The sequence below is a fragment of the Geotalea sp. SG265 genome (genome assembly GCF_022808985.1).
GTDB lineage: Bacteria > Desulfobacterota > Desulfuromonadia > Geobacterales > Geobacteraceae > Geotalea.
Window position 1 is genome coordinate 277649 of the sequence record NZ_JAKZFT010000005.1, and the last position, 26609, is coordinate 304257.

The window sequence follows — 26609 nt, forward strand, 5'->3', positions numbered from 1 at the left end:
CAGGAAAGAGGACGGAGAACGTTAAATGGCAGCAACTCGCGTAAAAAAAATCCTTTTCATCACCCCCCCATACCACTGTGGCGTGGTAGAGGTAGCCGGCCGCTGGATACCCCTCAACTTCGTCTACCTCGCCGGTACCGCCCGGGAGGCCGGTTTCGATGCGGAGATATACGATGCCATGACCAAGGATCACGGCTATCCCGAGATCGAGCAGCGCCTCAAAGCTTCAAAGTTCGATTACATAGCCACGACAGCCATTACCTCTACCATCAACGATGCTCTTAAGACCCTTGAACTGGCAAAGCGTATAAATCCCCGCGCAATCACCATCCTCGGTGGCGTTCATCCGTCATTCTGCTATGAAGAGGTCTTCAGGACAACGGAAGCAGTGGATTACATCATTTGCGGCGAGGGAGAGGCAACACTTAAAGCCCTGCTGACGGCACTGGAAGCGGGAGCCGAGCTGGCCGAGGTCCCCGGCATCGCCTTCAAAAGGGAAGATCGCGTTGTCAAAACCGCTAAACGCTGCTTCCGTGAAAATCTCGATGACCTGCCTGCGGCCTGGGATCTGCTCGATTGGCCAGATTATAAGTACTTCGTCATTCCCAATTCACGCCTGGGTGCCATCAGCACCTCACGGGGATGCGACCATGACTGCATCTTCTGTTCTCAACAGAAGTTCTGGGAGCAGTCCTGGCGCGGCCGCGACCCACAGAAAGTGGTCGATGAAATTAAGCACCTGTACGACACCTACGGCGTCAATGTCTTCCTCATTGCCGATGAATACCCAACCAGGGATCGGGAGCGCTGGGAGGCGATGCTCGACCTGCTCATCGCCAAAGAGCTCCCCATCTATCTGCTCATGGAGACAAGGGTTCCCGACATTATTCGCGACCAGGAGATCCTCTGGAAGTACCGCAAGGCGGGTGTCGTTCACATTTATATCGGCATCGAGGCCACGGACCAGGAAACCTTGGACTTCATCAAGAAGGAACTGGACGTGGACCAGTCCAAGCGTGCCCTGGACCTGATCCACGAGCAGGGGATCATCACCGAGACCTCCTTTGTTCTCGGCTTTCCAGATGAGACAAAAAAAAGCATCGAGCGGACCTTGAAACTTGCCCAGTATTACAATCCCGATAATGCCCATTTTTTGGCCATCACACCCTGGCCCTATGCGGATATGTACCAGGACGTCAAGGACCGCATCAAGGTACACGACTATTCAAAGTACAACCTTATCGATCCCATCATCGAGCCGAAAAAGATGAGCCTGCTTCAGGTGGATGTGGCTATCGTCGACTGCTACCGCCGCTTTTACATGAAGAAACTGCCGGAAGTCTTCAATATGAAGGACACCTTCAAGAAGGATTACCTGATGAAGGCGATGAAACTGATCATGGGGAGTTCCTTCATCATCAAGAAGCTAGGCAAAGGCACCCTCGGCAAGGTGCCGGCCATGATCGAGGAGATGATGGCAAAGGGGCTGTAAGGTCTTGCCGGCTCATTGAGCCTTCACCAGCACTCTTGAAAACCAAGCAAGGAGCATCGACTGTAGCGGTCCGGGCTTCTTGCTTTTTTTGTGCCTCGTTGGGCTCTCCTACATCGCTTCTCTGACACGCTTTCTCTCCTGGACCCTTTTCCCTGATTTCCATGCCGCGGCAAGGTATGCAGCGAAAAACAGTTCTGAAAGTTCCGATTCTCGGCGCAATGGCGATTATTGGCCCAAAAAATTACATTGCACTAACAAAAAGATGTGTCTCCACCTAAAAACTCAAAATTCGAAAAAGGAAATTTTCCAAAATCGTTAACTAGAGTCTGAAATTGGGTTTTTGCCTTCGAATATTGCATGAAAGCCCTAATATAGTTAATTAATCATCAATTTCAACAATATGATTTAATATTATTTTTAATTTAAGCTTCAAAAAAATGACATTTCTTCCATTATTTACTCACATCGGACCATACGGTGCTTTCATCTCCGGAAGGCGGCAGGTATTCATGCAGAAAACTTCGCTGGGTCAGCCTGTTATGAATCTGCCTGGCACTGTAGCTGCAAAGTACGCCATTAGACGCATCAAAGAGATGTCTGAATGTAACGAACTCTGCGTATGGGACAGATGAAGCTGAACCAATTTTGCAAATTCATATTTATTGCCGCCTTCGTTTTCACTTTTCTGCTGTTACGGCTGGGGAACGATTTCAGCGCCCATGACGAAGTCCATCCCCATCTGGAAATGGCGGATACGGTGGGCGACTGTCTCGATGACGATGCCGGCCATCTGCACCTGGATTGTACCGCTACCCAATTCGTTCACCACCCAGCGGCAGTCCAGTCATTCCCTCTCTATCTCCCCCACCATACAGCAGCTGCTCTTGCTCTTCCTACCTCTCTTTCCACCAGACCACCTCCCATAGCCTAGCCTCTGGAGGAGTGTCGGCTCCTCTCCATCCGTAATGTTTCACGAGCATCTACCAGTAATGTCAGTGACTGGAGGCGTTTTTATTACAAATTCGCCTATTTAAGCATTAGAACTACAGCGGAGGGGTTATGGTTACAGAGGTTGTCACTGTTGATATAAATCAGCCCGGGAAGAGGTTGGCTGTACTTATTTCCTTATTTTGGGTAATGCTGCAATTCTTTGCTACCTCCGCTGAGGCAGGCCTGCTGCACAACAGCACCGAGTTTCCCGGCACCACCAAGTGGGGCGGGGACTGGGGAACCGCCACCGGCAAGTACGGCGCCTTTACCTGTGCCACCTGTCATAACAAGAACACCGGTAACATCAAGCGGGTGAATCAGACGCTTACGGCTCCTGACACCTCCACGGGCAACTTTCCGGGGAGCGCGGTTACCTTCAAAAACGTCACCGGTTTCGGCAACGACTCGGACAACCATACCTCCTCCAAGCGTGTCTGTGAGGCTTGCCATAGCCAGACCAAGCATCACCGCTACGACACCACCGGCCAGACCGATGGCAAAACCCATAATAACGGTCAGGACTGCATCCAGTGCCACAACCACGACCAGGGCTTTTACGCCAGCTGCACCCGTTGCCATGGCAATCCGCCGGCCGATACCACCATAGGCACCGCCACCGGTCTGGCTTCACCGGCCACTGGCGCCACAAGCCCGGCAAGCCCCGGCGCCCACCAGAAACATGCCGTTACCCAGGGGATGAACTGTCCCACCTGCCACAATGGCGGGTCCACTAACCCCCTTGTTTCCAATGGCATCAGGATCGGCTTCAATGCCAACGGCACCAACTGGCCGCAGTTTGCCGGCAACGTCGCCTTTGGTTCATTCAGCGGCCATGGCCCGCTGTCTGCTTCCTACCCGGATGGCTTCGTTTCCACCAGCCCCGGCACTACGGTCAAAACCAGTACTTCCTACAATAACTCCTGTAACGTGTACTGCCACGGCAACTGGAGCGGAAGCGGCAAGACCCTCAACCCATCCTGGACTTCCACCAGCGGCAACGATACGGCTTGCGGAGCCTGTCATAGCGCTTCCACGGCAACGCCTCCGACAGCGGCGCCTGTAACAGGCTCCCATACACGCCATACGGGTTCCGCCACCGGTAACATGGGCCTTGGCTGCTCGAACTGCCATACGGCAGTTGCCGCAGGCAACTTCAGCCATGTCACCGGTACCGTCGACTGGAATCTGACCGCTTTATCGGGTACCTACAAATCCGGCAACGGTTCTTCCTATACCACTACCGGTTCCACGGGAGCCGCTGCCCCCAGCAGCACCTATGGCAGCTGTAACAATATCTACTGCCACAGCACCATCCAAGGCGCAACGGGCAGCGGTGCACCCTCCGCCTATGCCACCCCCACCTGGGGTGGGGCATCCCTCAGCTGTAGTGGCTGCCATCTGGATATGTCCAGCTCAGCCTCTGCCACCGGCAGCCATGTAAAGCACGCCCAGGCGGGCACTGCCCAGATTGCCTGCAGCGTCTGCCACGGTACTGGCTTCACCGCCACGACGGTCAGCTACCCGACTCATGTCAACAATACCATCAACCTGTCCATGACCGGAATCGGCGCCGGCACCACTTACAGTAAGACCAATACCATTGCCCCGGGCAGCGCCGCCTATGGTACCTGTTCCACAAGCTACTGCCACAGCACCGTCCAGAGTACAACCGGCCTTGGCGCCGGTACAAAAGTAACCACTGCCGCATGGGGGAGCGGTGCGTTGACGTGCGGGAGCTGCCATGTGGATATGTCTAGCAGTGCTTCCGCCACCGGCAGCCACGTCAAGCATGCCCAGTCAGCTACATACAATATCGACTGCAGCGTTTGTCACGGTAGCGGCTTCAGTGCGACCACTGTCACTTATCCGACCCACGTCAACAACAGCATCAATCTGGCCATGACCGGCAATGCTGCCGGGACCACCTACAGTAAGGGGACGGCCATTGTGCCGGGCAGTGCCGTTTATGGGACATGCAATGCCAGCTACTGCCACAGTAACGGCCAGTCGCCGGCTACCTACGCTGTTCCTACCTGGGGTGCGGGTGCTCTACCCTCCGACTGCAGCGGCTGCCATGGCGGCAACAGGCTGGCCGCAACCAAGATCGCCAGCAATGCCCACCTGGCTCACATCAACTACACCACTTCCGTCGGCAGGGTTATCGGCTGCGCCGAATGTCATGCCGCTACAGCCAACAGCGACACCAGCATCGGCACCAAGTCGAATCATGTGGACAAGAACATCAATGTCAAGTTCGACAATGCCGTCAACCTGAATACCGACAATGCCACGGGTCCGACGTACAACGGCAGCGTCACCACCGGCACTGCCGGGGCGGTCAAAGCCCCGGGTACCGCTGTCGGCAGCTGTGCCAGCCTGTACTGCCACAGTGATGGCAACATCAATGGCGCCACCCCCGGCTTCAAGACCATTGCCTGGAATGCCGCTGCCATCGGCTGTGACGGTTGCCACGGCAACCAGGCGGGCAAGGCACATCCGGTATACACATCGGGTGCAGCGGGTTCCGTTACCGCCAACAGCCACGTGAAACATGTCGAGACCAACAACCTCTCCTGTGATTACTGCCATGCGGGCACAACCTCCGATACGGCCATTCCGCCGACCAAGGTCAACACCTCTAACGGCAAACACCTCAACCGTACCGAAGATGTGCAGATGAAGGTAATTGGCGGCCGGACCGGTACCTACGATCCTACGACCGGCACCGGCAAGACCTGCGCCAACACTTACTGCCATGGCACTGCGGTTTCCGTTGCCTGGGGTGGCACAACTACCTGTGCTTCCTGCCATGGGGCCGACAACAGCGGCGCCTTGTCAGCGGGTGCCACTGCCGGACATGGTATCCATTACAACTCCGCCGCTACCTTCTGGAACCTGACCGGCAATAACGCCCATACGGCAACCGCATATGCCTATGGCTGTAAGAACTGCCATTCCACCACCAGCCATGCCACCGGCCCCGCCAGCGCCAACAGTGACGCTAACGTGGGGGGCACAAATCTCACTGGTGCGAGTTACGTTGCCGGCGGCACTGCCTATACGGACAGCAAAGGCTTCAGATATACCTACGGCTCCTGCAGCAATACAGCCACCGGCTGTCACAGCGACGGAAAACTAGGGGCACCAAAGGTGGCGGTTGCCTGGAACACGGCTAAATCCGCCAACAACTGCGGTGTATGCCATAACAAGCGCACCGACACTACCCGCACCTGGTCGGCGGCCCACGACAAGCATATGAAGAACTACAGCTCCAACACCAACTTCAGCTGTAATTCGTGCCATAGCCAGGTCGCCGCCAACAACTCCACCATCAATGGCGCCACCGGTCGCAATCTCCATCCCAACGGGGCTAAAAACGTGGATATGAACAGCTGGGCTAACGGCCCCACCGGCGCCTACAACGGCACAAACTGTTCCAATGTCTACTGTCACAGCTCCGGGCAAGCGACCCCCAACTATGTCACCCTTGCCTGGGCAACAACTATAAACGACTGCGTCCAGTGCCACGGCGGTATGAATGGCAGCGGTGTCTACGCCAACAACCCCAATGGCACTGCCTTGACAGCTCAGCATGCCAAGCATGTGGGCAAAGGGATCAACTACAGCTTCACCTGCGATACCTGCCACAGCAAAACCGTTGCCTTGGCCAGCACCACCGCGCTTAAAAACTACACCGGCGTCAATTACCATGTGAACAAGACCAGGGATGTGAAGTTTTCCGCCTCCTATGCCTCAGGAGGGTGGAATGGCACCAGCTGCTCCACGGTTTACTGCCATAGCGACGGCCAAGCCACTCCCGTGACCTATGCCTCCCCCACCTGGAGCGGCGGCACCTTGTCGTGCGGTTCCTGCCATGGGGATGCGACAACCCTGACCACTGGCACCCACGCCAAACATGTGAATAACGCCACGGTCCTCGGCACCAACTATACCTGTGACACGTGCCACGCCCGAACTGCCGATCTCAATTCCAGCACGGCACTGAAGCCCTATACCAGTCTCGTTACCCACGTGGACAAACAGCGGGAGATCAAGGTCGCAACCCGCTACGGCGGCACCGGCACAGCCACAAACTGTTCCAACACCGCGTGCCACGGTACAACCTCACCCACCTGGGGCACCAATAATGCCGCCAATACTCTTTGCACCAAGTGCCACGGTGCGCTCGGCACCTATGCCAATATTTCCGCTGCGGTCATCGCACCGGGCGGCACCGGCAAGGATACTGCCGGCAATACCGCCACCACGGCCGAGGGGGTCGGTTTCCACCAGGCTCACCTGACCGCGGCGAAGGGCTATACCAATCCCATTCGCTGCAACGAGTGCCATACCGTTCCCGGCACGGTCTCCGCCACCGGACATATCGATTCGCAATTACCGGCCAATGTCACCTTCGGCACCATTGCCAAGACTAACCCGCGGAATCTGGCGACGACGCCAACCGAAACGAGCAGCGCGAACCCCACCTGCTCCAACGTCTACTGTCATGACGGTACCCGGTTTAAGAACGGCTGGTCAACGTCCCAGGCGTCATTCACCCCGACCTGGACCGATAGCACGCTCATCACCGGCACCTCCGCCGACTGCAGCAAGTGCCATGGCTATCCACCTGCCGGTACCCACAGTACCAGCACCAGCTGCAACGGCTGTCATACCCATGTCAATGCCACCAACGATGGCTTCACTGCGGCAGGCAAGGCACTTCACATGAACGGGCTGATCGAGGCCCAGGCTGGTGAATCTTCCGGCGGCAGCCCCTGCGGTGGCTGTCATCAAGAGGCAACCGGTGCTGCGGCATTGTACAGTGCCAGTACAACTTCCTATTCCATGCACAGCCAGGCATCGGGTCTCAATTACCGCCACTACATGGACAATGACCTGACCACCGGTGGTACGGGCATCTTGGGAACCAGCACTTACTACAACCTGATTCCCGACAGCTCGACCAACACCACCGCCCGTCGCTGTCTCATGTGCCATGTGGACCACGACCAGTTCAAGACCGCCGGCAAGCGGGCCTATAACCTGCGTGCCAATGCCACCACCACACCCACCGCCGGCGTCAATGACGATACCAACCTATGTCTCTCTTGTCACCAGACATCGAGAACGAAGGCTTACAGTACTCCTGATGGCCAGATCAACGTCATGCCCATACCCTATCCGAACCTGACCTATGCCAACGCAACCTCGGTACTTAACGTCTCTACCCACGGCTACGGCGTGAAATCCGCCAAATACGCCGACGGCACCCAGTTTAACGGGGTCTGCGTCAAGTGTCACAACGACTCCATGGGGGGCAACGGCGATTTCGGACCCAAGTCGGGCGTCAACGGCCAGTATAGCACCGCTGGCAAGTATCCCCGCTTCGGTCAGCACCAGTCCTCGATCCCGGCCAGGTTCGCGGTGCTTGGCAACCAGTACTACCAGGGAACCGTGTCCAGTGCCAACAGCACCTCACTCACTGTGAGCGGTACGCCGTGGGCAGGAAAGAACTTCGACGGCTACGCCCTGACCCTGACCAAAGGTACCGGCAGCAATGCCCGTTACACCGTCTACAGTACATCATCCAATACCCTGTACCTGAACGGCAGCTTCACCACCGTGCCTGATTCGACGACCCTCTTCGAGGTATCCAATCCGAAGCCGGCTGTTGAAAATATCTGCTTCTCCTGCCACAGTAAAGGTACCGATTATAAAAAGTTCGCCAGCTACTCCACCAGCGACTGGTACGGTCAGAAGAAGATCGACGGCCGCCTTTCCGGCATGCGCGATATCTTCGTCGGCGATTCGGGCACCACACCTTCCGGCGGCTCAAGAACCACCACCTTCCTTATTACTACGAAGAATGTCTGGACAGCTTCGACAGGAACACCTCCCAATGCAACTGGTGGCTTGGTGGGGTATGTTTTCAAGGCACCCGGCGGATCGAGGACTGTTACCGCCAACACGGCCTCTTCCGGTGGAACCACACAGATTACGGTCGCTGCTTTCCAGACAGCTGCCGGTAATTATCAACTGGTGAAGCCGGCGTCCCACCCGCTGGACAGCTTCGGCAGGCATGACAGCTACGAGCGGGTAACGGCTACATCAGGCTGGAATAAAGGTGATTTTGGCAACATCTCCACTGCGACTACCACCTCTATCACCGGTTATGGCAAACTCTGGACCGGTAGCGATTTCAACGGGATGACCATCACCTTTCCCGATATTGGTGTCTCGTCCACTATAAATGGTGGCACGACTCATGGTGTCATCACATTCAGTCCGTCTGTCAGCGGCCTGACAAACGGACAGAATTTCTACATTGGCAGCCGCCACGTTTCCTGTGCCGATTGCCACAACACTCATGCCGCCTTCCGTAACCCGGAGGGAACCGTTACCAGCAGCAGTAATAATACTAACAACTACACCCTGGTTGCGTCGGACTCGAAAAATGTTCCCGGCTGGGCCGACGGCAAGTGGGTTGGCCAGCTTATCAAGGTCAGAAGCTCGGCAGGTGTGGAACAGATTCGCTACATCAGCGGATTTACCCTGTCTTCCGGTACCTATACCGTTTCCCTGCCATGGACCACCCCTCCTGATGCCACTTACACCTATGAGGTTCTCATGGGGGACAAGTGGACAGCGGTTAACCAGAGCGGCGGCAGAGCCGGTTCCGGCTCATCCGGTGTCTGGGGTACGGTCATCACCGGTGGCTGGGCGACCGGCTTTACCCGTGCCAATGGCGGATTTGTCGATACCGCAAACCTGACCTACAAGAAGATTGAGAACGTCTTCGATAACCTGAGCTCTACCGGCCTGGGTGGTTCGACCATTGCCGGGCAGCGCGACCTGTGCATCAGGTGCCACAGCAGCTATGCTTTCGGTACTGCCACACCGATGACACCATCTGGCGATGCCAAAAGCAATGTCGTTGCCCGTTCAACTGATGTGGCGGCAGAGTTCAACCCGAACAACGTGGCACACCATGCCGTTTACGCCCGCGGTAACAACCAGCCGGTCAAGATGAACTATGGCAATACCAGTGCTTCCTACAACAGCTACTTCAACACCAGTAACTGGCCGTATTACAATACCTCCGTCGCCACCGATACAGTGAGTATCACCAATGGCGTAGCCACCTTCGCTGGTGCTGGGGCCTTGCCGCGCAATGCCTTGCCGGGCTGGGTAATTTATGTGGGTGCCGATACTCCTCCTGCCAACCCCATTGCCGGAACGGGAACGAGCGCCAGCGGCACCGGTTTCCTTGAGATCACGACCATTACCGATGCGACCCATTTTACCGTCAGGGCCATGAATTCCTCCGGCCAATGGATTACCAGTGTCAGCACTTCCGCAGCGACAGCCAACTGGTTTGTCAGCCCAGGTCTCGGTTCTGCATTCGTACCGCCATTCGGTCCATGGTCCATCCTGCGCTGCACCGACTGCCACGGCTCTACCAAGACCGATCCGGTCGGTCCTCACGCGTCCATCAACAAGTGGCTCATCAAGGATGCCGACGTATCGCTACAGTTTGAATGGATGAGCAACAAGGGAGGGTCTGCCTCCTACGCGACGGTCAACTACAGCACTTATCTGACTGCCAGCACAGATAAAGGCTACTTCTGCTTCAACTGCCACCGCGCCGACGTCTATGGCTCGGAGGCAACTGCTGCCGCGAAAGCGGCTCCCGCCAATGAGGCTCTGGGGCGTATCAAGCATGGTTCTTCAATGTGGTTGAAGGATGGCAGCAACATCGCCCTCTCGCGGGGTACAACTAACGGAACCTATTTTGCCCAATACTGCAGGCATTGCCATGGCGGCGACAAGATAGGCGGAATTCACGGTTCCAATATGGCGAATGGGAGGGGAACCGATGCCGTTCCCCAGTCCCGGCGCTTCCTGAACGGCGCCACCTGGAATGGCCTGGGGCTCCCCACGACCGCCAGCGGCTCCATTTCCTGCTACACCATCGGTACAGCCAATAACGTCAGCCAGTGCACCCATCATGGGGGATCCACTCCTGGTACATACACTGGGGCAGCTGCCAATTACGATTACACTTCATACTGACGATGGACCGGCCAGGACGGAGGGTGCTCCCCCGTCCTGCCACCTCGGAAGCCATTGATGTACGAAGGTTTTTAGGGCACCGGCTTTGCCGGTGCCCTTCTTATGGGATGCGGCAATCCGGCTTGACCTATTGCAGCGGCATAGTTACTATTTGTCTGCAAATGTGTCCTCATTCCGTCCAGTACCCAAAGGAACATCCGAATTGATCAAAAGGCTGCTCGAGATCCTCAACTCCCGGACATCCGCCATATGGCTTCTCTCGGTCATACTCATGGCTTTGGTGGCCTCGACCATTCTGCCGAACGAAATCACCCTTCCACCTGACGGATGGGCGCTCCTTGCCCAGCAGAAGCCGCTATATTTCAGGCTATGCGAAACCTTTTCGACGCCGTATTTGGTAAAAAGTCCCGCCTTCCTGCTGGTTACGTTCCTGCTCTTTCTTTCGACCCTGGTCTGTACCGTCAACCGCTTGTCGGGGTGGTGGCGGTATAAAATCTCCGAGTTTACCACTGAACGTGCCTTTTCCTTTGCCGTGGCCGAGTATCTGGAAGCCGGTCCGGATGTGGTGGAAGGCATAGCCCTGCCGCTGTTGCGTGGCAAGGGATGGGACTGTGCCAAGGAAAAAGATGGCGCATGCCGGATCATTAGTGGCCGGAAGGGGATCCGACTAGGTTTCTGGGGCTCGATAATTTTTCACGGAGGGCTGCTACTCTGTTTTCTCGCCGTGCCGATCTCTGTATTGACCGGTTTCAGTGGCCAGCTCGTGCTCACGGAAGGGATGACGCTTCCCCTGCGCGAGGCGGTCGATACGCCGATCAAAGCAGATGTGAAGACGCTGCCGTCGGTAAACCTGGCCGTGGAGAACCTCCATGGCCAGTATGCCAAAGGGCGGTTCAAGGTCCAATTCGGGGGCGACCTGGTTATTGGCGGGAAACGCCTTCCCTTCAGCGTCAACCAACCGGGAAAATATGTGGGGCTGCAATTCAGCCTGCAGGAGTTCGGCTTTTCACCCCACCTTGTGCTGCGGGAGCGGGAGCAGGTGGCCTTTGACTATTTCCTCAACCTGCGGCATGGAGAAGACGGGGACTATTTCCCGCTCAACAAAGACATGCGATTGTTTGTGCTTTTATTCCCAGATTTTATTCAGCAGGGCAACAAAATCGGCAGTCGAACTCGCGAGCTCAAAAATCCGGTTCTCCTGGTGCGGATCGACCGTGATGGGAAACCGATTCATCAGGGCTTGGTAAAGATCGGCGCCAGTGCGACCGTTGGCGATTACCAAGTGCAAGCCCCTGAGGTTAAAAATTGGGTCAATCTGACGGTGAGCCGGGAGTATGGGTTGATCGTTTTGATCGCAGGAATGATCGTTGGCATTGGCGGCTTGTTTATCAGGTTCCTCAGCAATGAGCGCTGTCTGACCCTGCAGTTGTCCCCGCAAGGGGCGGGGACAACTGTTGCTCTGCGGGGTTACAGCCGTTATTACCCCGCCTTCCTCGAAAAAGAGGTGCAGACTATTGCCCAGGCACTGGACACGGAGATAGAACGATGACACGTTACGAAGAGATCCTCCTCTGGCTATCCATGGCGGGGTATGCTCTAGCCTTCGCCGCCTTCCTTAACGGCATGGTCTTCAAAAGGGAGCGTTTTCCAGTCTATGGTTTCAGATTGATCATCGGCGGCTTCGCATGCCAGACCCTGGCTGTCATTGCCCGCTGGTATGCCACCGGCCATGCGCCGGTGATGCATACATACGAAAACTCATTGATTGGCATCTGGTTCCTGGTGCTCATCTACCAGGGGCTCAGCCGCTGGTTTCCCCCCTCCCGCATGTTCGGCGTAGTGGTGGCGCCGTTCTCCCTGCTCATCCTCGGCAACGGCCTTCTGGTGGGAGCCGAGCTGCAGCCCCTGGAGCCTGCCTTCCGCAGCAACTGGCTTTTCATCCATGTGCTCTTCGCCTGGTTTTCCTTCGGTTCATACCTGCTCGCCTTTGCCGACGGCATAATGTACCTGCTCAAGGAGCGCGGATCCAGCGGGACGGTTGCACGGCTCCCCGACCTCAAGCTCTTGGAGGAACTCTCCCTGCGCCTGATCCTCTTCGGCTTCTTCTGCCAGGCGGTGATGATCGGCAGCGGCGCCATCTGGGCCCACGGTCTGTGGGGCAGGTACTGGGGCTGGGATCCTGTGGAAACCTGGTCGCTGATATCCTGGCTTGTTTATGGCCTCAACCTGCACCTGCGCATCACCCTGGGCTGGAAAGGGAAAAAAGCGGCTTGGTTGGCCGTCGGTTCCCTGTTCGGCATCATTTTTCTTTTCTTCGGTTTCGGTCATGGTTCCAGTATCCACACCGAAATGTTTGCACAATAAATGGAGGATTCCCGGTGAAAAAAGGAATACTGTTCATTGCCGTTGTTTCGCTGGCACTCATCACTTTCGGCTGTAAACCCAGCAAAGAAGATGAGGAGGTGCGAAACTTCGTCAAGAATTACGTGAGCATCATGCAGGCGGTTTATGCCGAGGCCAATCTGAATCTCCTGGTGCCCTTTACGGCGGAAAAAGAGATCAAGAAGGTATTCCCCGTTATCCAGGCGCTTAAAGCCACCGACAATGTGATGAAAACGGAGATCCTGGCATTCGAACTGGAAAAATCCAAGGTTAAAGGCGATACAGCCACCGTCAGGACGACGGAGCGCTGGCGCTTCTGGTGGCAGGACGCGAAGACCGGTGCTATCACCAAACCCAAGACGGAAGAGCAGTATCGCCTGGAGTACCACCTGGTGAAGACCGGGGGGGGATGGAAGGTGGACTTTGTCAGAAACCGTAACGAGTAAGTGGAGGTATATGACGTGAAGAAGGTGCTGCTGTGTCTGCTGGCCGGCTTTGTACTGATGAACGGCTGTGGGAAAAAGGATGAGCCGGTGGCTGTTGTCGGTGATGTCACCATAGCAGCCGCCGATTTCCAACGCGTGCTCGCCCGAAAGGCGCGGCTTACCGGCGCTGGTGCTGCTACCGCTGGGGAAAAACGCCGGCTGCTGGACGAACTCATTGACAGAAAACTCCTCTGCAAGGAAGGGGTGCGATTGGGTATTGCCCCGAGCACGGCGGAAGTGGATGCCGGCATTGCTGAGGCCAAGGCAGCTATGTCCGAAGCAGCTTTTCGCAGCTCTCTGCAGCAAGATGGCCTGGATGACGCAGGTTTCAGGAGCGAGATGAAGGAAAACCTGCTGGTGGCAAAGGTGGAGAATCGCATAGCCACCCATGTGCGCCCTGATGAGGGAAAGGCCCGCCGCTACTATGACGGCCACAGAGAAGATTTTATGGCACCGCCCAGCTACCGAGTCTACCTGGTACACCCCGACAGCGCTGATGAGGCGGCCCGATTACTGGCAAAATACCGGCAACAGCCTGCTGCGTTCGATCTCAGGGCCCTGAAAGAAGAGGCACCTGAACTGAGACGCATCAACAGGGCTGCCATGCTGACGCCGGAAGGAAATTTTCCCGATGAGATGGTGCCGCTCCTGAAGAAAACGATACCTGGAGAGGTAGCCGGACCGGTGAAGACCAGAAGGGGATATTTTCTCTTCCGGCTTCTGGAGAAGACCTCCGGTCACCAGAAGAGCTGGGGCGAGGCAAAGGGGGAGGTGATTCACCTACTCTACCAGGAGAGGAAGAAGGATGCCGTGCAGCAGTGGCTTGCCCGGCAGCGGCAGGGAATGAATATCCGGATCGGTCGCCTGTAGGTCTTCTTGTCCAATCCTGCCGGTTCACCGTTTGCACAGACAAGCCGTCTCCGGTTCGACCGGCAGGCGGCTTGCTGTTTTTCAAGTCTTCCTTCGCCTTAATGCAGCCCATGTGCTATGCTGAAAACTCATCGGTACGAGGTGTACATGCGGTTCTTCAAAACCTATGGTTTTTCACTGCTTCTGGTCTGTTCCATTATGGCAGGGCTGCTGCTCGGGTCCTGTTCACCCGAGACGGCCGGTGCCATCAAGCCGCTGGGGGAGCTGTTCCTCAACCTGCTTTTCATGATCATCGTGCCGCTGGTCTTTTTCACCGTTTCCTCCAGCATTGCGGCCAGTGGCGACAGCAGGCGCCTGACCAGGACCACCTGGGCCATGGCTGCGGTCTTCACTGCGACAAGCGTTGTTGCCGCCCTCTGTGCTTTGTTGTTCATGCTCGTTGTCCAGCCTGCCCCCGGCGCCGGGGTCGTCCTTGCCGGTCAGCCGGTGCAGCAGGTCCCCTCATTCCTGGCCCAGCTGGTCAAGGCCTTCACCGCTACCGATTTTCCTGAATTGATCTCCCGCAGATCCATGCTCCCACTGATCGTTTTTTCCATCGGCGTCGGTCTGGCGACCCGTTCCTGCAAGGAGGCGGGGGCGCCATTCGCTCGCTTCCTTGCCGGCGGCTCCCAGGTCTTCATCCGCATGATTGACTACGTCATGTATGTGGCACCGATCGGGCTGCTGGCCTGGTTCGCCGCCACGGTCGTCGATACCGGCGAGGCCCTTGCGACGGCCTACTTCAAGGTCTTCATCGTTTACTATACCTTGTCCGCCTGTTATTTCGTCGGGGGTTTTTCCCTCTATGCCGTTCTGGCCGGGGGACGAGCTGCCGTCGGCCGCTTCTGGGCACACATGCTCAGCCCTTCCTTGACCGCCCTCGGCACCTGTTCCAGTATGGCGACAGTGCCGGTCAACCTGGAGGCGGCGCCGAAGATGGGGGTGCCCCGCGGGATCAGCGATGTTGTCATTCCGGTGGGGGCTGCTCTGCACAAGGATGGCTCGGTCATCGGCGGTGTGCTCAAAGTGCTTTTTGCCATGAGCCTGTTTCACCAGGAACTGACCCTGGGGCGCATGGTCGTGGTGGTGGGGGTGGCTATTCTCGTCGGGGTGGTCATGGGGGCCATTCCCAGCGGCGGTATGATCGGTGAGATGCTGATTTTGTCGGTCTTTGGCTTCCCACCCGAAACCCTGCCGCTTTTAGCTGCCATCAGCGTTATAATTGACCCCCTGGCCACACTGCTTAATGCCACCGGAGACAATGTGGCGGCCATGCTCGTTGCGCGCCTGGCCGATGGAGCTGGCTGGCAGGAGGGAGCAGGGGGGGCGCCGTGAGAGCATGTTTCCTCGCCATTTTGCTCCTGTTGATTTTCTTGCTGCTGGCGGGATGCCAGCACCAGCCGAAAGGTGCCGCTGAAAGCTGTCTGCCGGGAGTTCCCCAAGAGATGGGGCAGGCGGTGGTGGTTTCGGCGGGTGAACCTTCCCCGTTCGGAGGGACGGTCCGGCTCTACCAGCGAGAAAACGGTGCCTGGCACAGGGTCGGCGAGGCCATGCCGGCAGTGTTCGGCAGAAACGGCCTGGCCGGGCCGGGAGAAAAAAGGGAAGGGGATGGCCGGACTCCGGGGGGGATATTCTCCCTGGAACGGGGCTTTGGTTACGAGCCGCTGCAGACAGCCATTCCCTATATCGTCCTTACTCAGGACATGATCTGGATTGACGATCCCTCCTCCCCCCTCTACAACACCCTCGTCAGGAAAGGCCTGGGGCAGGGGGCCTCCCACGAGATCATGAGGCGGGCCGATGACCTCTACAAATACGGCATCGTCATCGAGTACAATACCCATCCCGTTGTCTCCGGCGCCGGGAGCGCAATCTTTTTCCATATCCGGCGCGACGGAAAGACACCCACCGCCGGTTGCGTGGCCATGACCGAGTCTGATATCCTCCGCATCCTGCGCTGGCTCGACCCCCGGCGGCATCCGGCGGCGGTCATCGGCGCCGCCTGTCCCTAACCAAAGTTCCCTCCGGCATACCTGCGGCCTGTCCAAGCTGTTATACTTAACAGTGGTGTCTCGATACTTCCGCCACGTGGAGGTGCTCATGAAGATAGGTATCGTCGGTTGCGGTTTTGTGGGAGCAACGGCCGCTTATGCCATGGTCATGCGCGGGGTCGGCCGGAAGCTGGTCATGGTTGACGTGAACCGTGCCCGTGCCAGGGCCGAGGCAGCTGATATTTCCCATGCCGTCCCCTTTGCCCATGCCCTGGAAGTGGTCGCCGGTGAATATGAAGACCTGGAAGGGGCTTCGGTGGTGCTGATTGCCGCCGGGGTCGGACAGAAGCCGGGGGAAACCCGGTTGCAGCTCCTGGAGCGAAATGCGGCTATCTTCCGCGAGGTCATCCCTCAGGTGTTGCGGCACGCAGGCGATGCGGTGCTGCTTGTGGCGAGCAATCCGGTTGATGTATTGACCCACCTTGCTGCCTCCATCGCCGAAGAGCTGGAGTTCGCCCCGTCGCGGGTGGTCGGCTCCGGCACCACCCTTGACACGGCCCGCTTTCGCAGTCTGCTCGGCTCCTCACTCGGCATTGATCCGCGGCATGTTCATGCCTATGTTTTGGGTGAGCATGGGGATTCCGAGGTCATGGGATGGTCGACGGTGACGGTGGGGGGGATGCCGCTCGATGCCTTCGCCCATCGCAAGGGGGCGTCCTTCCCGCCGGGACTGATCGCCTCCATCGATCATCAGGTCAGACATGCCGCCTACGAGATCATCACCGGCAAGCAGGCCACCTACTACGGCATAGGCAGCGCCCTTGCCAATATCGTCGAGGTCATTGTCTATGACCGGCGTTCGATCCTGACCATCTGCACTCCCTTGCCTGAGGTGGAGGGGGTGGGGAATGTGACCGTTGCCCTGCCGCATCTGGTGGGGGGGCGGGGTGTGCTGGAGACCTTCCCGCCGGCACTGGATGAGATGGAGCGTGAAGGGCTGCGGAATAGTGCGCGGGTGGTGCGCAATGCCATAGACAGTATCGGGGGGTGACGGGAACATTGCGCGGAAGGATCGGCAGGAGTTGGAAAAGAGAGCAGAGGAGGCATTGTTTACCGAAAAAAACGCCCCATGGTTCTCCATGGGGCGTTTTTTCCATCGTTGTCGTCGGCCAATGTCATGCACGTCCCAGCGGTTCTTCACCGCTTTCCATGGAACTGGACATCTGCTCCCGCTTTTCCCGGAACATGTCCCGACCGGCGTTGTAAAAGCTTTTCATCTTGTCCTGGGCCTGGCTGCCGTATCCTTTCATCTTGGTCATGGTCTCGTTACTGAAATCGGTGATCTGCCCCCGTACCTCCTTGCCGGTCTTCGGGGCGTAAAGCAGCGCCAGCCCTGTGCCAACCGCTGCCCCAGCCAGAAAAGACAACATTGCACCCGTGCCTGAACACTTCTCTGCCATAGTTACCCCCTTTCTCATGATTCGCAGATCAATCTTTTCTCAATTATAGCATGTGGTGTCTCCATGTGAATCAAAGGGGGCAAATTCCGGAGACATAGCTGCTTAAGGCGAAGGAAGGCCGGCAGCACAGGTTAAAAACCTTGCCTATTTTACGATACTCTTGTATTTTTCACTTGTGAAAAAACTAAAGGAATCGGATAGATGCAATACCTTTTATCGCCGCCGTGCCGGTATTTCACCTGCAGAGGCGACAGGGACATGCTTTCCTGCAATGGTTTGAAGGAGTTGTCATGACCAGACTCTCTATCGTTATACCTGTCTATAATGCCGAAAAAACCATCGAGTCCCTTTGTAAAACCTTGTTCGATCTATACGGCAGCAGATTTGAACTGGAAATCGTCCTCGTCAACGACAACAGCAGGGACAGCAGCCATATCATCTGCCGGCGCCTCCACGAGGCCTATCCCGAATCGCTGACCTACATCAGGCTCGCCCGGAATTTCGGTGAGCATTGTGCCGTCATGGCAGGTCTCAATCATGCCACCGGCGATTATGCCGTCATCATGGACGATGATTTTCAGAATCCCCCCGAGGAAATCAGCCGCATGGTGGCCGAGATCGAAAAGGGGTATGACGTGGTCTATACCCATTACCCGGTTAAGAAGGACAATCTCTTCCGCAATCTGGGGAGTACCTTGAACGACAAGATGGCCAACGTCATCCTGCAGAAGCCCGCCGATCTTTACCTCTCCAGTTTTAAGATCATGAACCGTTTTCTCCTGGACGAAGTGGTCAGATACACAGGCCCCGATCCGTACATCGACGCCATCATCTTCCGGGCAACCTCCAATATCGGCAGGGTGGAGGTGCGCCACGACAAGAGACGGCATGGCCGGTCCAACTATACCATAGGCAAGCTGATCTCCCTCTGGGGCAATATGGTTGTCAGCTACTCACTGATCCCGCTCCGGCTTCTCGGCGTTGCGGGGCTGATCATGACAATTATCGGAATCTATGTGGGGGGGACTTCCCTCCTCGATGCCCTCCTCCCCAGCCGTCAGGACCCTACCGAATACGAGACCCTCATTGCACTCACCTCATTTTTCCGCGGTTTCCAGCTCCTTGCCGTCAGTGTGGTGGGAGAATACGTGGGGCGGATTTACCTTGCCCTCAACTGTGATCCCCAGTTCGTCATACGGGAAAAATTTTCGGCCCGGAAAAAAGTGCAGATAGCTGCCATCCACACGGGACATAACCATGACCACGACAAGCAGACCGGCAACTGATCACGGCCGGGATACGGAGGAGTTTACCTCAAGGGGTGACATCCTGAGCTTCAGCGGGGCTGTCGCTGCAGAGATCGCGCACTCGCGCGGAGCAGGCACCTCGCTCCATGCCGATGACTGGGTTTTTGACTGGATCGGGCGACGTCTGGCTTCGCCCCGGCTGCAGGTAGAACCCATCCCCCTGGCGGCAATGGCCAATTGGGTGATCGACCCGGAGACCGGCAACATCGGACATGACTCCGGCATGTTTTTCACCATTACCGGCGTGAAGGCCAGGCACCGTAGCCTCGGTGGCGATATAGAGTGGGACCAGCCGATGATCGACCAGCCGGAAATCGGTATTCTCGGCATCCTTGTCAAGAGCATCAACGGCGTACTTCATTTCTGTTTGCAGGCAAAGGAGGAACCGGGCAACATCAACTCCGTGCAGCTGTCCCCCACGGTCCAGGCTACCTACAGCAACTACACCAAGGCTCATGGCGGCGCGCTGCCGCCGCTGCTCAGCTATTTCCTCAAGCCTTTACCGGAAAGGGTGCTGTTCGCCAAACTGCAGACGGAGGACGGCGGGCGTTTCCTCTTCAAATCCAACCGGAACATGATCGTCCGTGTCGGCGAGGATGAGCTGGAAGAACTTCCCGACCCTTTCATCTGGCTCACCCTGCGCCAGATAGCAATGCTGCTCAGACGCGACAACCTGATCCATGCCTGTACCCGAAGCATTCTTTCCTCGCTGGTCTTCCCGCGGGCCGAACAGAGCTGTCTGCGGGAAGATATGGCATCCCTCGCCGACGCGATTCAGTGGCTGGACGATGAAAAGGCAACGAATCACATGACTGTGAAGCGCCAGGGGTTGAAGACCTTGAAGGAATGGTCGCTGGACCGTGATGGGTGCTTTTCCCATCTGGAAAAGCGCTTTTTCAGGGTCATCGGCATTCAGGTGCGGTCGGTCGGGCGGGAGGTATCCGCCTGGAGCCAGCCGATCCTCGACAATCCCCAGATGGGCATTATCGGCCTCCTGACGCAGGTACGACAGGGGGAACGGCATTTTCTCATGCAGGCCAAGGCTGAGGTGGGAAACAGGACCATGGTGCAGCTGGGTCCTACCGTCCAGTTCACCCCCAGCAACTATGCCGGCAATGCTAAGCTGCCGAAACCGTTCCTCTTCGAGGAGTTTTCCACCGGCAGCAAGTTTCCACTGCTGTGGCAGAACCATCAGGCCGAGGAGGGGGCCCGTTTTTACCATGAGGCGCACCTGCACCGCATCTGCGAACTCCCTGCCGGTTACAATCTGCCGCTTCCCCCGGACTTCAGCTGGATTTCCGAAACTCAGCTCCGCTTCTTCCTCCGGCTGGGAGAAACGGTCAATTCCTGCGCGCGAAGCATCATTGCCTGCCTGCTGTGAGGGATCGGATGCAGAGCCGGGATCACGTAACATCTTCCGAACGGGCGCCCACTGCCGGTGCAAAGGTGAGGGTTGGCATCCTTGGATGTTCCGATATCGCCCGGCGCAAGTTCATCCCGGCACTCGCACAGGCAAAGGGAGCCGTCCTGCGGGGGATCGCCAGCAGGGACCCGGCTCAAGCGGCAGCCACCTGGCCGAACCTGCCGGTCGAGCCGGTCGGTTACGGAGAGCTTCTGGCCGATCCCCAGATACAGCTTGTCTACCTGTCGCCCCCCAACCATCTCCACGAAGAGTTTGTCCTCCGTGCCCTACAGGCCGGCAAGCACGTCATCTGTGAAAAGCCCCTCGGCCTCTCCCTGGCTTCCGTCAGGAAAATGCTGGCCTGTGCCGAGAAACGTGGGCTGCTGCTCTTCGAAAACCTCATGTATTTGCATCATCCCCAGCATGCCGCGGTCAAAGAAATCATCGACGGGGACGCCATCGGGACAGTCAGGACGGTGCGCAGCGTCTTCACCTTTCCCGCTCCTGCCGTCGGCAACTTCAGGCTCGACCCGGCCAGGGGGGGAGGGGCCTTTCATGACCTGGCACGATATGCGGTGGGGACGGCCTGGTTCTTTCTCAAGGGGGCGTGGCGCTCATTCAGGGGATATGCCCTGGACCAGAACGACCTCAACGTGGCCATCCACGGCACTGCCCTGACCACGGCCGGGGAAATCTTTTCCTGCTCGCTCGCCTTCGGCCAGCCCTATGAGAGCAGCTACGAGATCGTCGGGGAAGAGGGGAGCATCAGGGTCGATCGCGCCTATACGACGCCGCCGGAGATGGCGAACCGCATCCGGGTTATCAGCGGCGGCAAAGATATTTCCTTTACCGTGCCTCCCGCCGATCATTTCCGGCTCATGATCGAGGATGTCTGCACCATGGTCCTTGGTGGCGGAGATTTCACGGCGGCCCGTGAACGCAATCTGCAGCTGGCGTCCATGGCGGAGCAGATGAGAAAGGGATGTCATCATGAAGAACTGCGGCGATAGCCAGATCCAGATCCGCTATTGGGACTACCGGGACAACTACCGGCGGAACAGGGAAGAGATCCTTGCCCTGGTGGACAAGGTCTTTTCCTCCGGCCGCCTGATTCTCGGGAACGAGGTAACCCGGTTCGAGGAGGAGTTTGCTGCATTCTGCGGCACCCCGTTCGGCGTCGGGGTCAATTCGGGGACCGATGCCCTCTTTCTTGCCCTGAAAACCCTGGATATCGGAGCGGGAGCCGAGGTGCTCACCGTTGCCAACACCGCGGTGCCGACCGTAGCCGCCATCAGGGCTGCCGGGGCTGCCCCCGTCTTCGTCGATGTGGAAGAAGAAACATTTCTCATGGATGTGGCACGCCTGGAGCAGGCGATAACCCCCGCTACCCGCTGCATTTTGCCCGTGCACCTATATGGCCAGGCGGTGGATATGGAGCCGCTTCTGCAACTGGCGGCAAAGAGGGGACTCCACGTTGTCGAGGACTGTGCCCAAGCAGCCGGAGCAATCTACCGCGGCAAACGGGTCGGCAGTTTCGGAGAGATCGGCGCTTTTTCCTTCTATCCCACCAAAGTGGTCGGAGCATACGGTGATGCCGGCATGGCTGTCACCCGGAGTCCTGACCTGCATGAACGCCTGAGGCGACTGCGCTTTTACGGCATGGAAGGGGGATATTACGCCGAAGAGGAAGGGTTCAATTCACGGCTGGATGAGGTCCAGGCGGCCATCCTGCAGCTGCGGCTGGCAAGGGTGGACGAAGAGGTCCGGCTACGGACGAAGCTGGCAGCACTTTATGAAGAGGGGCTGCGCGGAGTGGGGGATGTGGCCCTGCCGGTGGTCCGTAACGGCAATACCCACCAGTGGTATCTCTATACCATCAGGACCGGGCGGCGTGACGCGCTGATGCAGCACCTTGCCGCCGCAGGGATCGAGACCCGCATCAACTATCCGACTCCCATTCATCTCATGCGCGGCTACCGTTTTCTCGGTTATGGTGAGGGGCGCCTGCCGGTTACGGAACGGCTGGCAGGGGAGATCCTTTCACTGCCCATGTACCCTGAACTGCCCGAAAGCTATGGGCAGCGGGTGATCGAGACAATCCGCACGTTTTTCAGCACAAGGTAGACGTGGCCCGGAGCGGAGATGAATCAGCGGGAATATAAACGGATGTTCGGGGTGGAAGACCGCCATTGGTGGTATGTGGGCCTCCACGAGCTGATACTGGAAACCTTCGCAGGTGAAAAGGGTGAAGCTCCCCTGGCCATTCTTGATGCCGGCTGCGGAACTGGAAGACTTTGCCAGCTTCTGCAGAGGTTTGGCACAGTGGAAGGATGTGACGCCTCACCGCAAGCGCTCTCTTTCAGCCGTTTGCGGGGTATCGACGGCCTGTTTCAGGCCGATCTGAATGAGGCTGATCTGGGTACAAACCGTTACGATGTCATCACCTCCATCGATGTCCTCTATCACAAGGCAATCAAAGACGAGGGGGAGGTCCTCGCCCGGTTTTTTCGGGCGCTGAAGCCGGGGGGGCTCCTCATCCTCAACCTGGTCGCCTTCGAATTTCTCCGCAGCACCCACGATATTGCCGTGCACACTCGCAAGCGGTACACCCGCGACAGCCTTTTGCCCATCATCGCCGGACAGGGCTTCGCCATTGAAAGAGCCACCTACCGCCTTGGGTTCCTGTTCATCCCCATCGCCATCTATCGGCTGATTAAAAAGCTCCTTCCCCATCCGCCGCAGGCAGAAGAGGTTGATTCGGACGTTTCCCTTCCGCCGGCGGCAGTCAATGCCATGCTCTTGCAGTTCGTTCGTGCAGAGAACCGTTTTCTGTGCAGCTGCAGCCTTCCCTTCGGCACATCCCTGTATATATTGGCCCGCAAGCCCAAGTCCTAGGCCGGACACATTTGGCGGGCGGAATGGGTATTATTGGCTATACTTATCTTGGAAGGCATTCTACAGAATATGGCCCTAAGGGTTTTTGACAACCTGCTAAAACGGCAAAGGGCCGAAAGGAGGATCGCATGCTCTGGACGATCGTAGTAATCCTGCTGATTCTCTGGTTGCTGGGGCTAGTTACCAGCTATACCCTTGGAGGGCTGATCCATTTGTTGCTCGTTATTGCCATCATCATGGTCATTGTGAATCTTCTTTCCGGCCGGCGCCCCCTCTAGCGGCAGCTGCAGGATATTCAACAGACCCGGCTCAAGCCGGGTTTTTTTGTGGGCCTGATTCAACACAGGCGGCTATGACCTGGTAAAGGCATCCTTCGCGAGTCCTACCCCTGAAACCGTTCTCAATGTATCTGCCGTCACATGCAAAGCCCTTTCGTTTCATTACCCTGTGAACATATGCCCCAATGGGCAATAATGCTGCGTGCGAGGTAATGATGAACCCGAAGAAGATTCGTCTGATAAAAATACTGGTACTGCTCCTGGTCTTTATTGCAGTCGCCTGCGGGACGGCCGCCTGGAAGGCGCGGAGCGAAGAGGAGAAAGGCCGCATCAGCTATACGACCTTCGTCGATAAGGTCAATGCCGGCGAAATCGTCAAGGTACGCAGTGAAGGGGACGCCATTACCGCCCACGGCAGGTCCGGGGTCAAATTCACTCTCTATCGTCCCATGGATGCAGAACTGTCGAGGTTGTTGCTGGCCCGGCACATCGATTTTGCCGCCACACCCCAGGCAGCGCCTTCCCATTGGGTGGAGTTGTGCCTGCTCGTGTTGGTGCTAGTGCCGATCTTCCTGATCATGAAGCGACTGGCTATTTTCGGCCGAAGCAAGGCGAAGCTTGTCGACCTGTCCTGCACCGATACCTGTTTTACCGATGTGGCCGGGGTCGAAGAGGCGAAGACCGACCTGCAGGAGACGGTGGAATTTCTCCGGGACCCGGGGAGATTTTCCCGGCTCGGCGGCAAAATGCCCACCGGCATTCTGCTCGTCGGCCCGCCGGGCACGGGAAAGACACTCCTTGCCCGGGCCGTCGCCGGAGAGGCCGGTGTCCCCTTCTTTTTCATGTCGGGATCTGAGTTTATCGAGATGTATGTGGGGGTGGGCTCATCAAGGGTCAGGGACCTCTTTGCCCAGGGACGGAAAGCAGCGCCGTGCATCATCTTCATCGACGAGCTGGATGCGGTCGGCCGCAAACGTGACGCCGGCGGCAACGGGGCGAATGACGAGCGGGACCAGACCCTCAACCAGCTGCTGGTAGAGATGGATGGCTTCAGTGCTAACACCGGCATCGTCGTCATCGGCGCCACCAACAGGCCGGAGGTGCTGGACCCTGCGCTGCTCAGACCGGGGCGATTCGATCGGCAGGTGACGGTAGGGGTGCCCGACATCAGGGGGCGGGAAGACATACTCAGGGTCCACACCAAATCTGTGCCGCTGGACGAGGGGGTGGATCTGCGGGTTGTTGCCCGGGGCACCCCCGGTTTTTCCGGCGCTGACCTGGCAAACCTCGTCAATGAAGCGGCCATACTTGCTGCACGTGGGAATAAGCCTGCCGTGGACATGGCGGACCTGGACACAGCCAGGGACAAGGTACTGATGGGAGCGGAACGTAAATCCATGGTGCTTTCCGAACAGGTGAAGCTTAGCACCGCCTGCCACGAGGCGGGCCATGTCCTGGTGGCGAAACTGGTGCCGGGCTGCGACCCGGTGCACAAGGTCTCAATCATCCCCCGTGGGCGTGCCCTGGGTGTTACGGTGCAGATTCCGGAGGAGGATATCTACAGCTATACCAGAGAAATGCTACTGGCGCACCTCAAGGTGCTCATGGGGGGGCGGGCGGCTGAAGAGATCGTCTTCAGTACCACCACGACTGGTGCAGGCAACGATCTGGCACGGGCAACGGATCTGGCGCGGAAGATGGTCTGCGAATGGGGTATGTCAGATGCATTTGGCCCGGTTGCCTTCGGCAATCACGAAAGCACCAGACAGGGCGAGACCGTCAAGGGGTTCAGCGATGCCACGGGCATGGAGATAGATGGGGAGATCAGAGTCATCATTACCACGGCCTATGAACAGGTGCGCCGGCTGCTCTTGGACAACATGAAAACCATGGAGGCATTGACCCGCGAACTGGTTGTCAGGGAAACGTTGGAAAGCGCCGACATCGAGCGGATAATCAAGGGACAATGATCGTGGGGTCGTAGCTTTTACCGGCTGCAAAAGCGGCAGAGAATATTGCTTGGAAATAATCACGACAAATATTAGTAACAGGGTGATATTTTTTTGTTGAAATTGTCTGTACGGTATTGTACAAAGGTTGAGTTTCATTAGAACATCCCCTGCCTCTCTTTTCTACCCCCTGCAGGGACCTTCGCATGTACTCGTGATAGTGGACTTGTTGGCACCCGGCGCATGAGTCAGGCGCAAGCGGAAGGCCAGTATCCGGTTATTCAGGCAACGAACAGACTGGAAATAGAGCACCACCATGGGAAAAATCCTACTCGTCAGCGACTCACCCGGCTTTCTGGAAAGAAACAAATCGTTTCTGGAGAAGGCGGGGTACCGGCTCTTTACGGCAGCTACCGCCATGGAAGCTATTGAGCGGCAACGCAATGTAAGAGCCCAGGTGGTGATTGCCATGCTCGACCTGCCGGACATGGGGGGAGATCTGCTCTGTTCCCAGATCCGCAGGGACCCCGAGTATGAGAATGTCTCCATTATCCTCGTCTGCTACCAATCGACGAAAGCACTGGAGCGTGCAGCTTTGTGCGGCGCGGATGCATGGGTGACTAAGCCGGTGCAGCCTCATCTGCTACTCAGGGAAGTGGGAGGCCTCCTCAACAGCCGGACACTGAATTGAGGGCCTGTTATCTTCCATATTGGTAGATCCTGTGCGCCCTTTTGTCGTGACATTGGCTGAAAGATATTTATGTAGCTAAGTAGCCCCTTCGACTTTCTCCACTCTCTCCTCGTGTATCAAAGGGACGAGGAGCACCTCCTTTGGAATATCTGCACCCTTTCCACAAGCCTTTCCTGGTGGATTCAAATTGCAAGTGCACCACGTGAATTTTGAAAGAAGACTTCGTGTGGTGTCTGGTAGTTAAGGCATTTTCTGGGTCGATGATTCACCTTTTCAATTATGAAATGCAGTTCTTCTTCAGT

General features: G+C 57.2%; 19 protein-coding genes. 18 read left to right on the forward strand and 1 reads right to left on the reverse strand.

Annotated elements, in window-relative coordinates:
- Positions 1-25 precede the first annotated feature (25 nt).
- From ML541_RS08535 to ML541_RS08580, 10 genes are all read left to right on the forward strand, one after another.
- A complete protein-coding gene (locus ML541_RS08535) occupies positions 26-1492 on the forward strand; it encodes a cobalamin-dependent protein (protein ID WP_243372302.1) in 1467 nt (488 codons plus the stop codon).
- Positions 1493-2111: 619 nt separating this feature from the next.
- On the forward strand, positions 2112-2423 hold the full coding sequence (locus ML541_RS08540; protein WP_243372303.1) for a hypothetical protein: 312 nt from the start codon (positions 2112-2114) through the stop codon (positions 2421-2423).
- A 128-nt stretch (positions 2424-2551) separates the two neighbouring features.
- Positions 2552-10558 carry a CxxxxCH/CxxCH domain-containing protein gene (locus ML541_RS08545; RefSeq protein ID WP_279342400.1) on the forward strand — a complete coding sequence of 2669 codons (8007 nt, stop codon included), beginning with the start codon at positions 2552-2554 and terminating at the stop codon, positions 10556-10558.
- Between the two features lie 202 nt (positions 10559-10760).
- Entirely contained in the window at positions 10761-12107 is a 1347-nt protein-coding gene (locus ML541_RS08550; RefSeq protein ID WP_243372304.1) for a cytochrome c biogenesis protein ResB, read from the forward strand.
- Positions 12104-12922 carry a cytochrome c biogenesis protein CcsA gene (gene ccsA, locus ML541_RS08555; protein WP_243372305.1) on the forward strand — a complete coding sequence of 273 codons (819 nt, stop codon included), beginning with the start codon at positions 12104-12106 and terminating at the stop codon, positions 12920-12922. The genes ML541_RS08550 and ccsA overlap by 4 nt, the downstream gene beginning before the upstream one ends.
- A gap of 14 nt (positions 12923-12936) precedes the next feature.
- Positions 12937-13386, forward strand: coding sequence for a nuclear transport factor 2 family protein (locus ML541_RS08560; protein WP_243372307.1), 450 nt, complete (start codon positions 12937-12939; stop codon positions 13384-13386).
- Between the two features lie 15 nt (positions 13387-13401).
- Positions 13402-14295, forward strand: coding sequence for a peptidyl-prolyl cis-trans isomerase (locus ML541_RS08565; protein WP_243372308.1), 894 nt, complete (start codon positions 13402-13404; stop codon positions 14293-14295).
- Between the two features lie 147 nt (positions 14296-14442).
- Positions 14443-15669: a dicarboxylate/amino acid:cation symporter gene (locus ML541_RS08570; RefSeq protein WP_243372309.1), complete on the forward strand. Its 1227-nt coding sequence runs from the start codon at positions 14443-14445 to the stop codon at positions 15667-15669.
- A complete protein-coding gene (locus ML541_RS08575; protein WP_243372310.1) occupies positions 15666-16346 on the forward strand; it encodes a L,D-transpeptidase family protein in 681 nt (226 codons plus the stop codon). Before ML541_RS08570 ends, ML541_RS08575 begins: the two co-directional genes overlap by 4 nt.
- A gap of 88 nt (positions 16347-16434) precedes the next feature.
- Positions 16435-17376 (forward strand): L-lactate dehydrogenase, encoded by a 942-nt coding sequence (locus tag ML541_RS08580; RefSeq protein ID WP_243372311.1) that lies wholly within the window; start codon positions 16435-16437, stop codon positions 17374-17376.
- Positions 17377-17500: 124 nt separating this feature from the next.
- Here the strand turns inward: ML541_RS08580 and ML541_RS08585 are convergent, their stop codons facing one another.
- Positions 17501-17785, reverse strand: coding sequence for a YtxH domain-containing protein (locus ML541_RS08585; protein ID WP_243372312.1), 285 nt, complete (start codon positions 17783-17785; stop codon positions 17501-17503).
- A 290-nt stretch (positions 17786-18075) separates the two neighbouring features.
- Here ML541_RS08585 and ML541_RS08590 point away from each other — a divergent pair, with 290 nt between their 5' ends.
- The 8 genes from ML541_RS08590 to ML541_RS08625 all read left to right on the forward strand — a co-directional run bounded on the left by ML541_RS08590 (position 18076) and on the right by ML541_RS08625 (position 26307).
- Positions 18076-19071 carry a glycosyltransferase family 2 protein gene (locus ML541_RS08590; protein ID WP_243372313.1) on the forward strand — a complete coding sequence of 332 codons (996 nt, stop codon included), beginning with the start codon at positions 18076-18078 and terminating at the stop codon, positions 19069-19071.
- A complete protein-coding gene (locus ML541_RS08595; protein WP_243372314.1) occupies positions 19043-20473 on the forward strand; it encodes an NDP-hexose 2,3-dehydratase family protein in 1431 nt (476 codons plus the stop codon). The genes ML541_RS08590 and ML541_RS08595 overlap by 29 nt, the downstream gene beginning before the upstream one ends.
- An 8-nt stretch (positions 20474-20481) precedes the next feature.
- On the forward strand, positions 20482-21504 hold the full coding sequence (locus ML541_RS08600; protein WP_243372315.1) for a Gfo/Idh/MocA family oxidoreductase: 1023 nt from the start codon (positions 20482-20484) through the stop codon (positions 21502-21504).
- Complete coding sequence (locus tag ML541_RS08605; protein ID WP_243372316.1) at positions 21485-22618, forward strand: DegT/DnrJ/EryC1/StrS family aminotransferase; 1134 nt, start codon at positions 21485-21487, stop codon at positions 22616-22618. The genes ML541_RS08600 and ML541_RS08605 overlap by 20 nt, the downstream gene beginning before the upstream one ends.
- An 18-nt stretch (positions 22619-22636) precedes the next feature.
- Positions 22637-23389 carry a class I SAM-dependent methyltransferase gene (locus tag ML541_RS08610; protein WP_243372318.1) on the forward strand — a complete coding sequence of 251 codons (753 nt, stop codon included), beginning with the start codon at positions 22637-22639 and terminating at the stop codon, positions 23387-23389.
- A gap of 128 nt (positions 23390-23517) precedes the next feature.
- Positions 23518-23667, forward strand: a complete 150-nt coding sequence (locus tag ML541_RS08615) for a lmo0937 family membrane protein (protein WP_243372321.1) — start codon at positions 23518-23520, stop codon at positions 23665-23667.
- Between the two features lie 215 nt (positions 23668-23882).
- Complete coding sequence (ftsH, locus tag ML541_RS08620; RefSeq protein ID WP_347710791.1) at positions 23883-25637, forward strand: ATP-dependent zinc metalloprotease FtsH; 1755 nt, start codon at positions 23883-23885, stop codon at positions 25635-25637.
- Between the two features lie 295 nt (positions 25638-25932).
- Entirely contained in the window at positions 25933-26307 is a 375-nt protein-coding gene (locus tag ML541_RS08625) for a response regulator (RefSeq protein WP_243372323.1), read from the forward strand.
- The last annotated feature ends 302 nt before the right edge of the window (positions 26308-26609 follow it).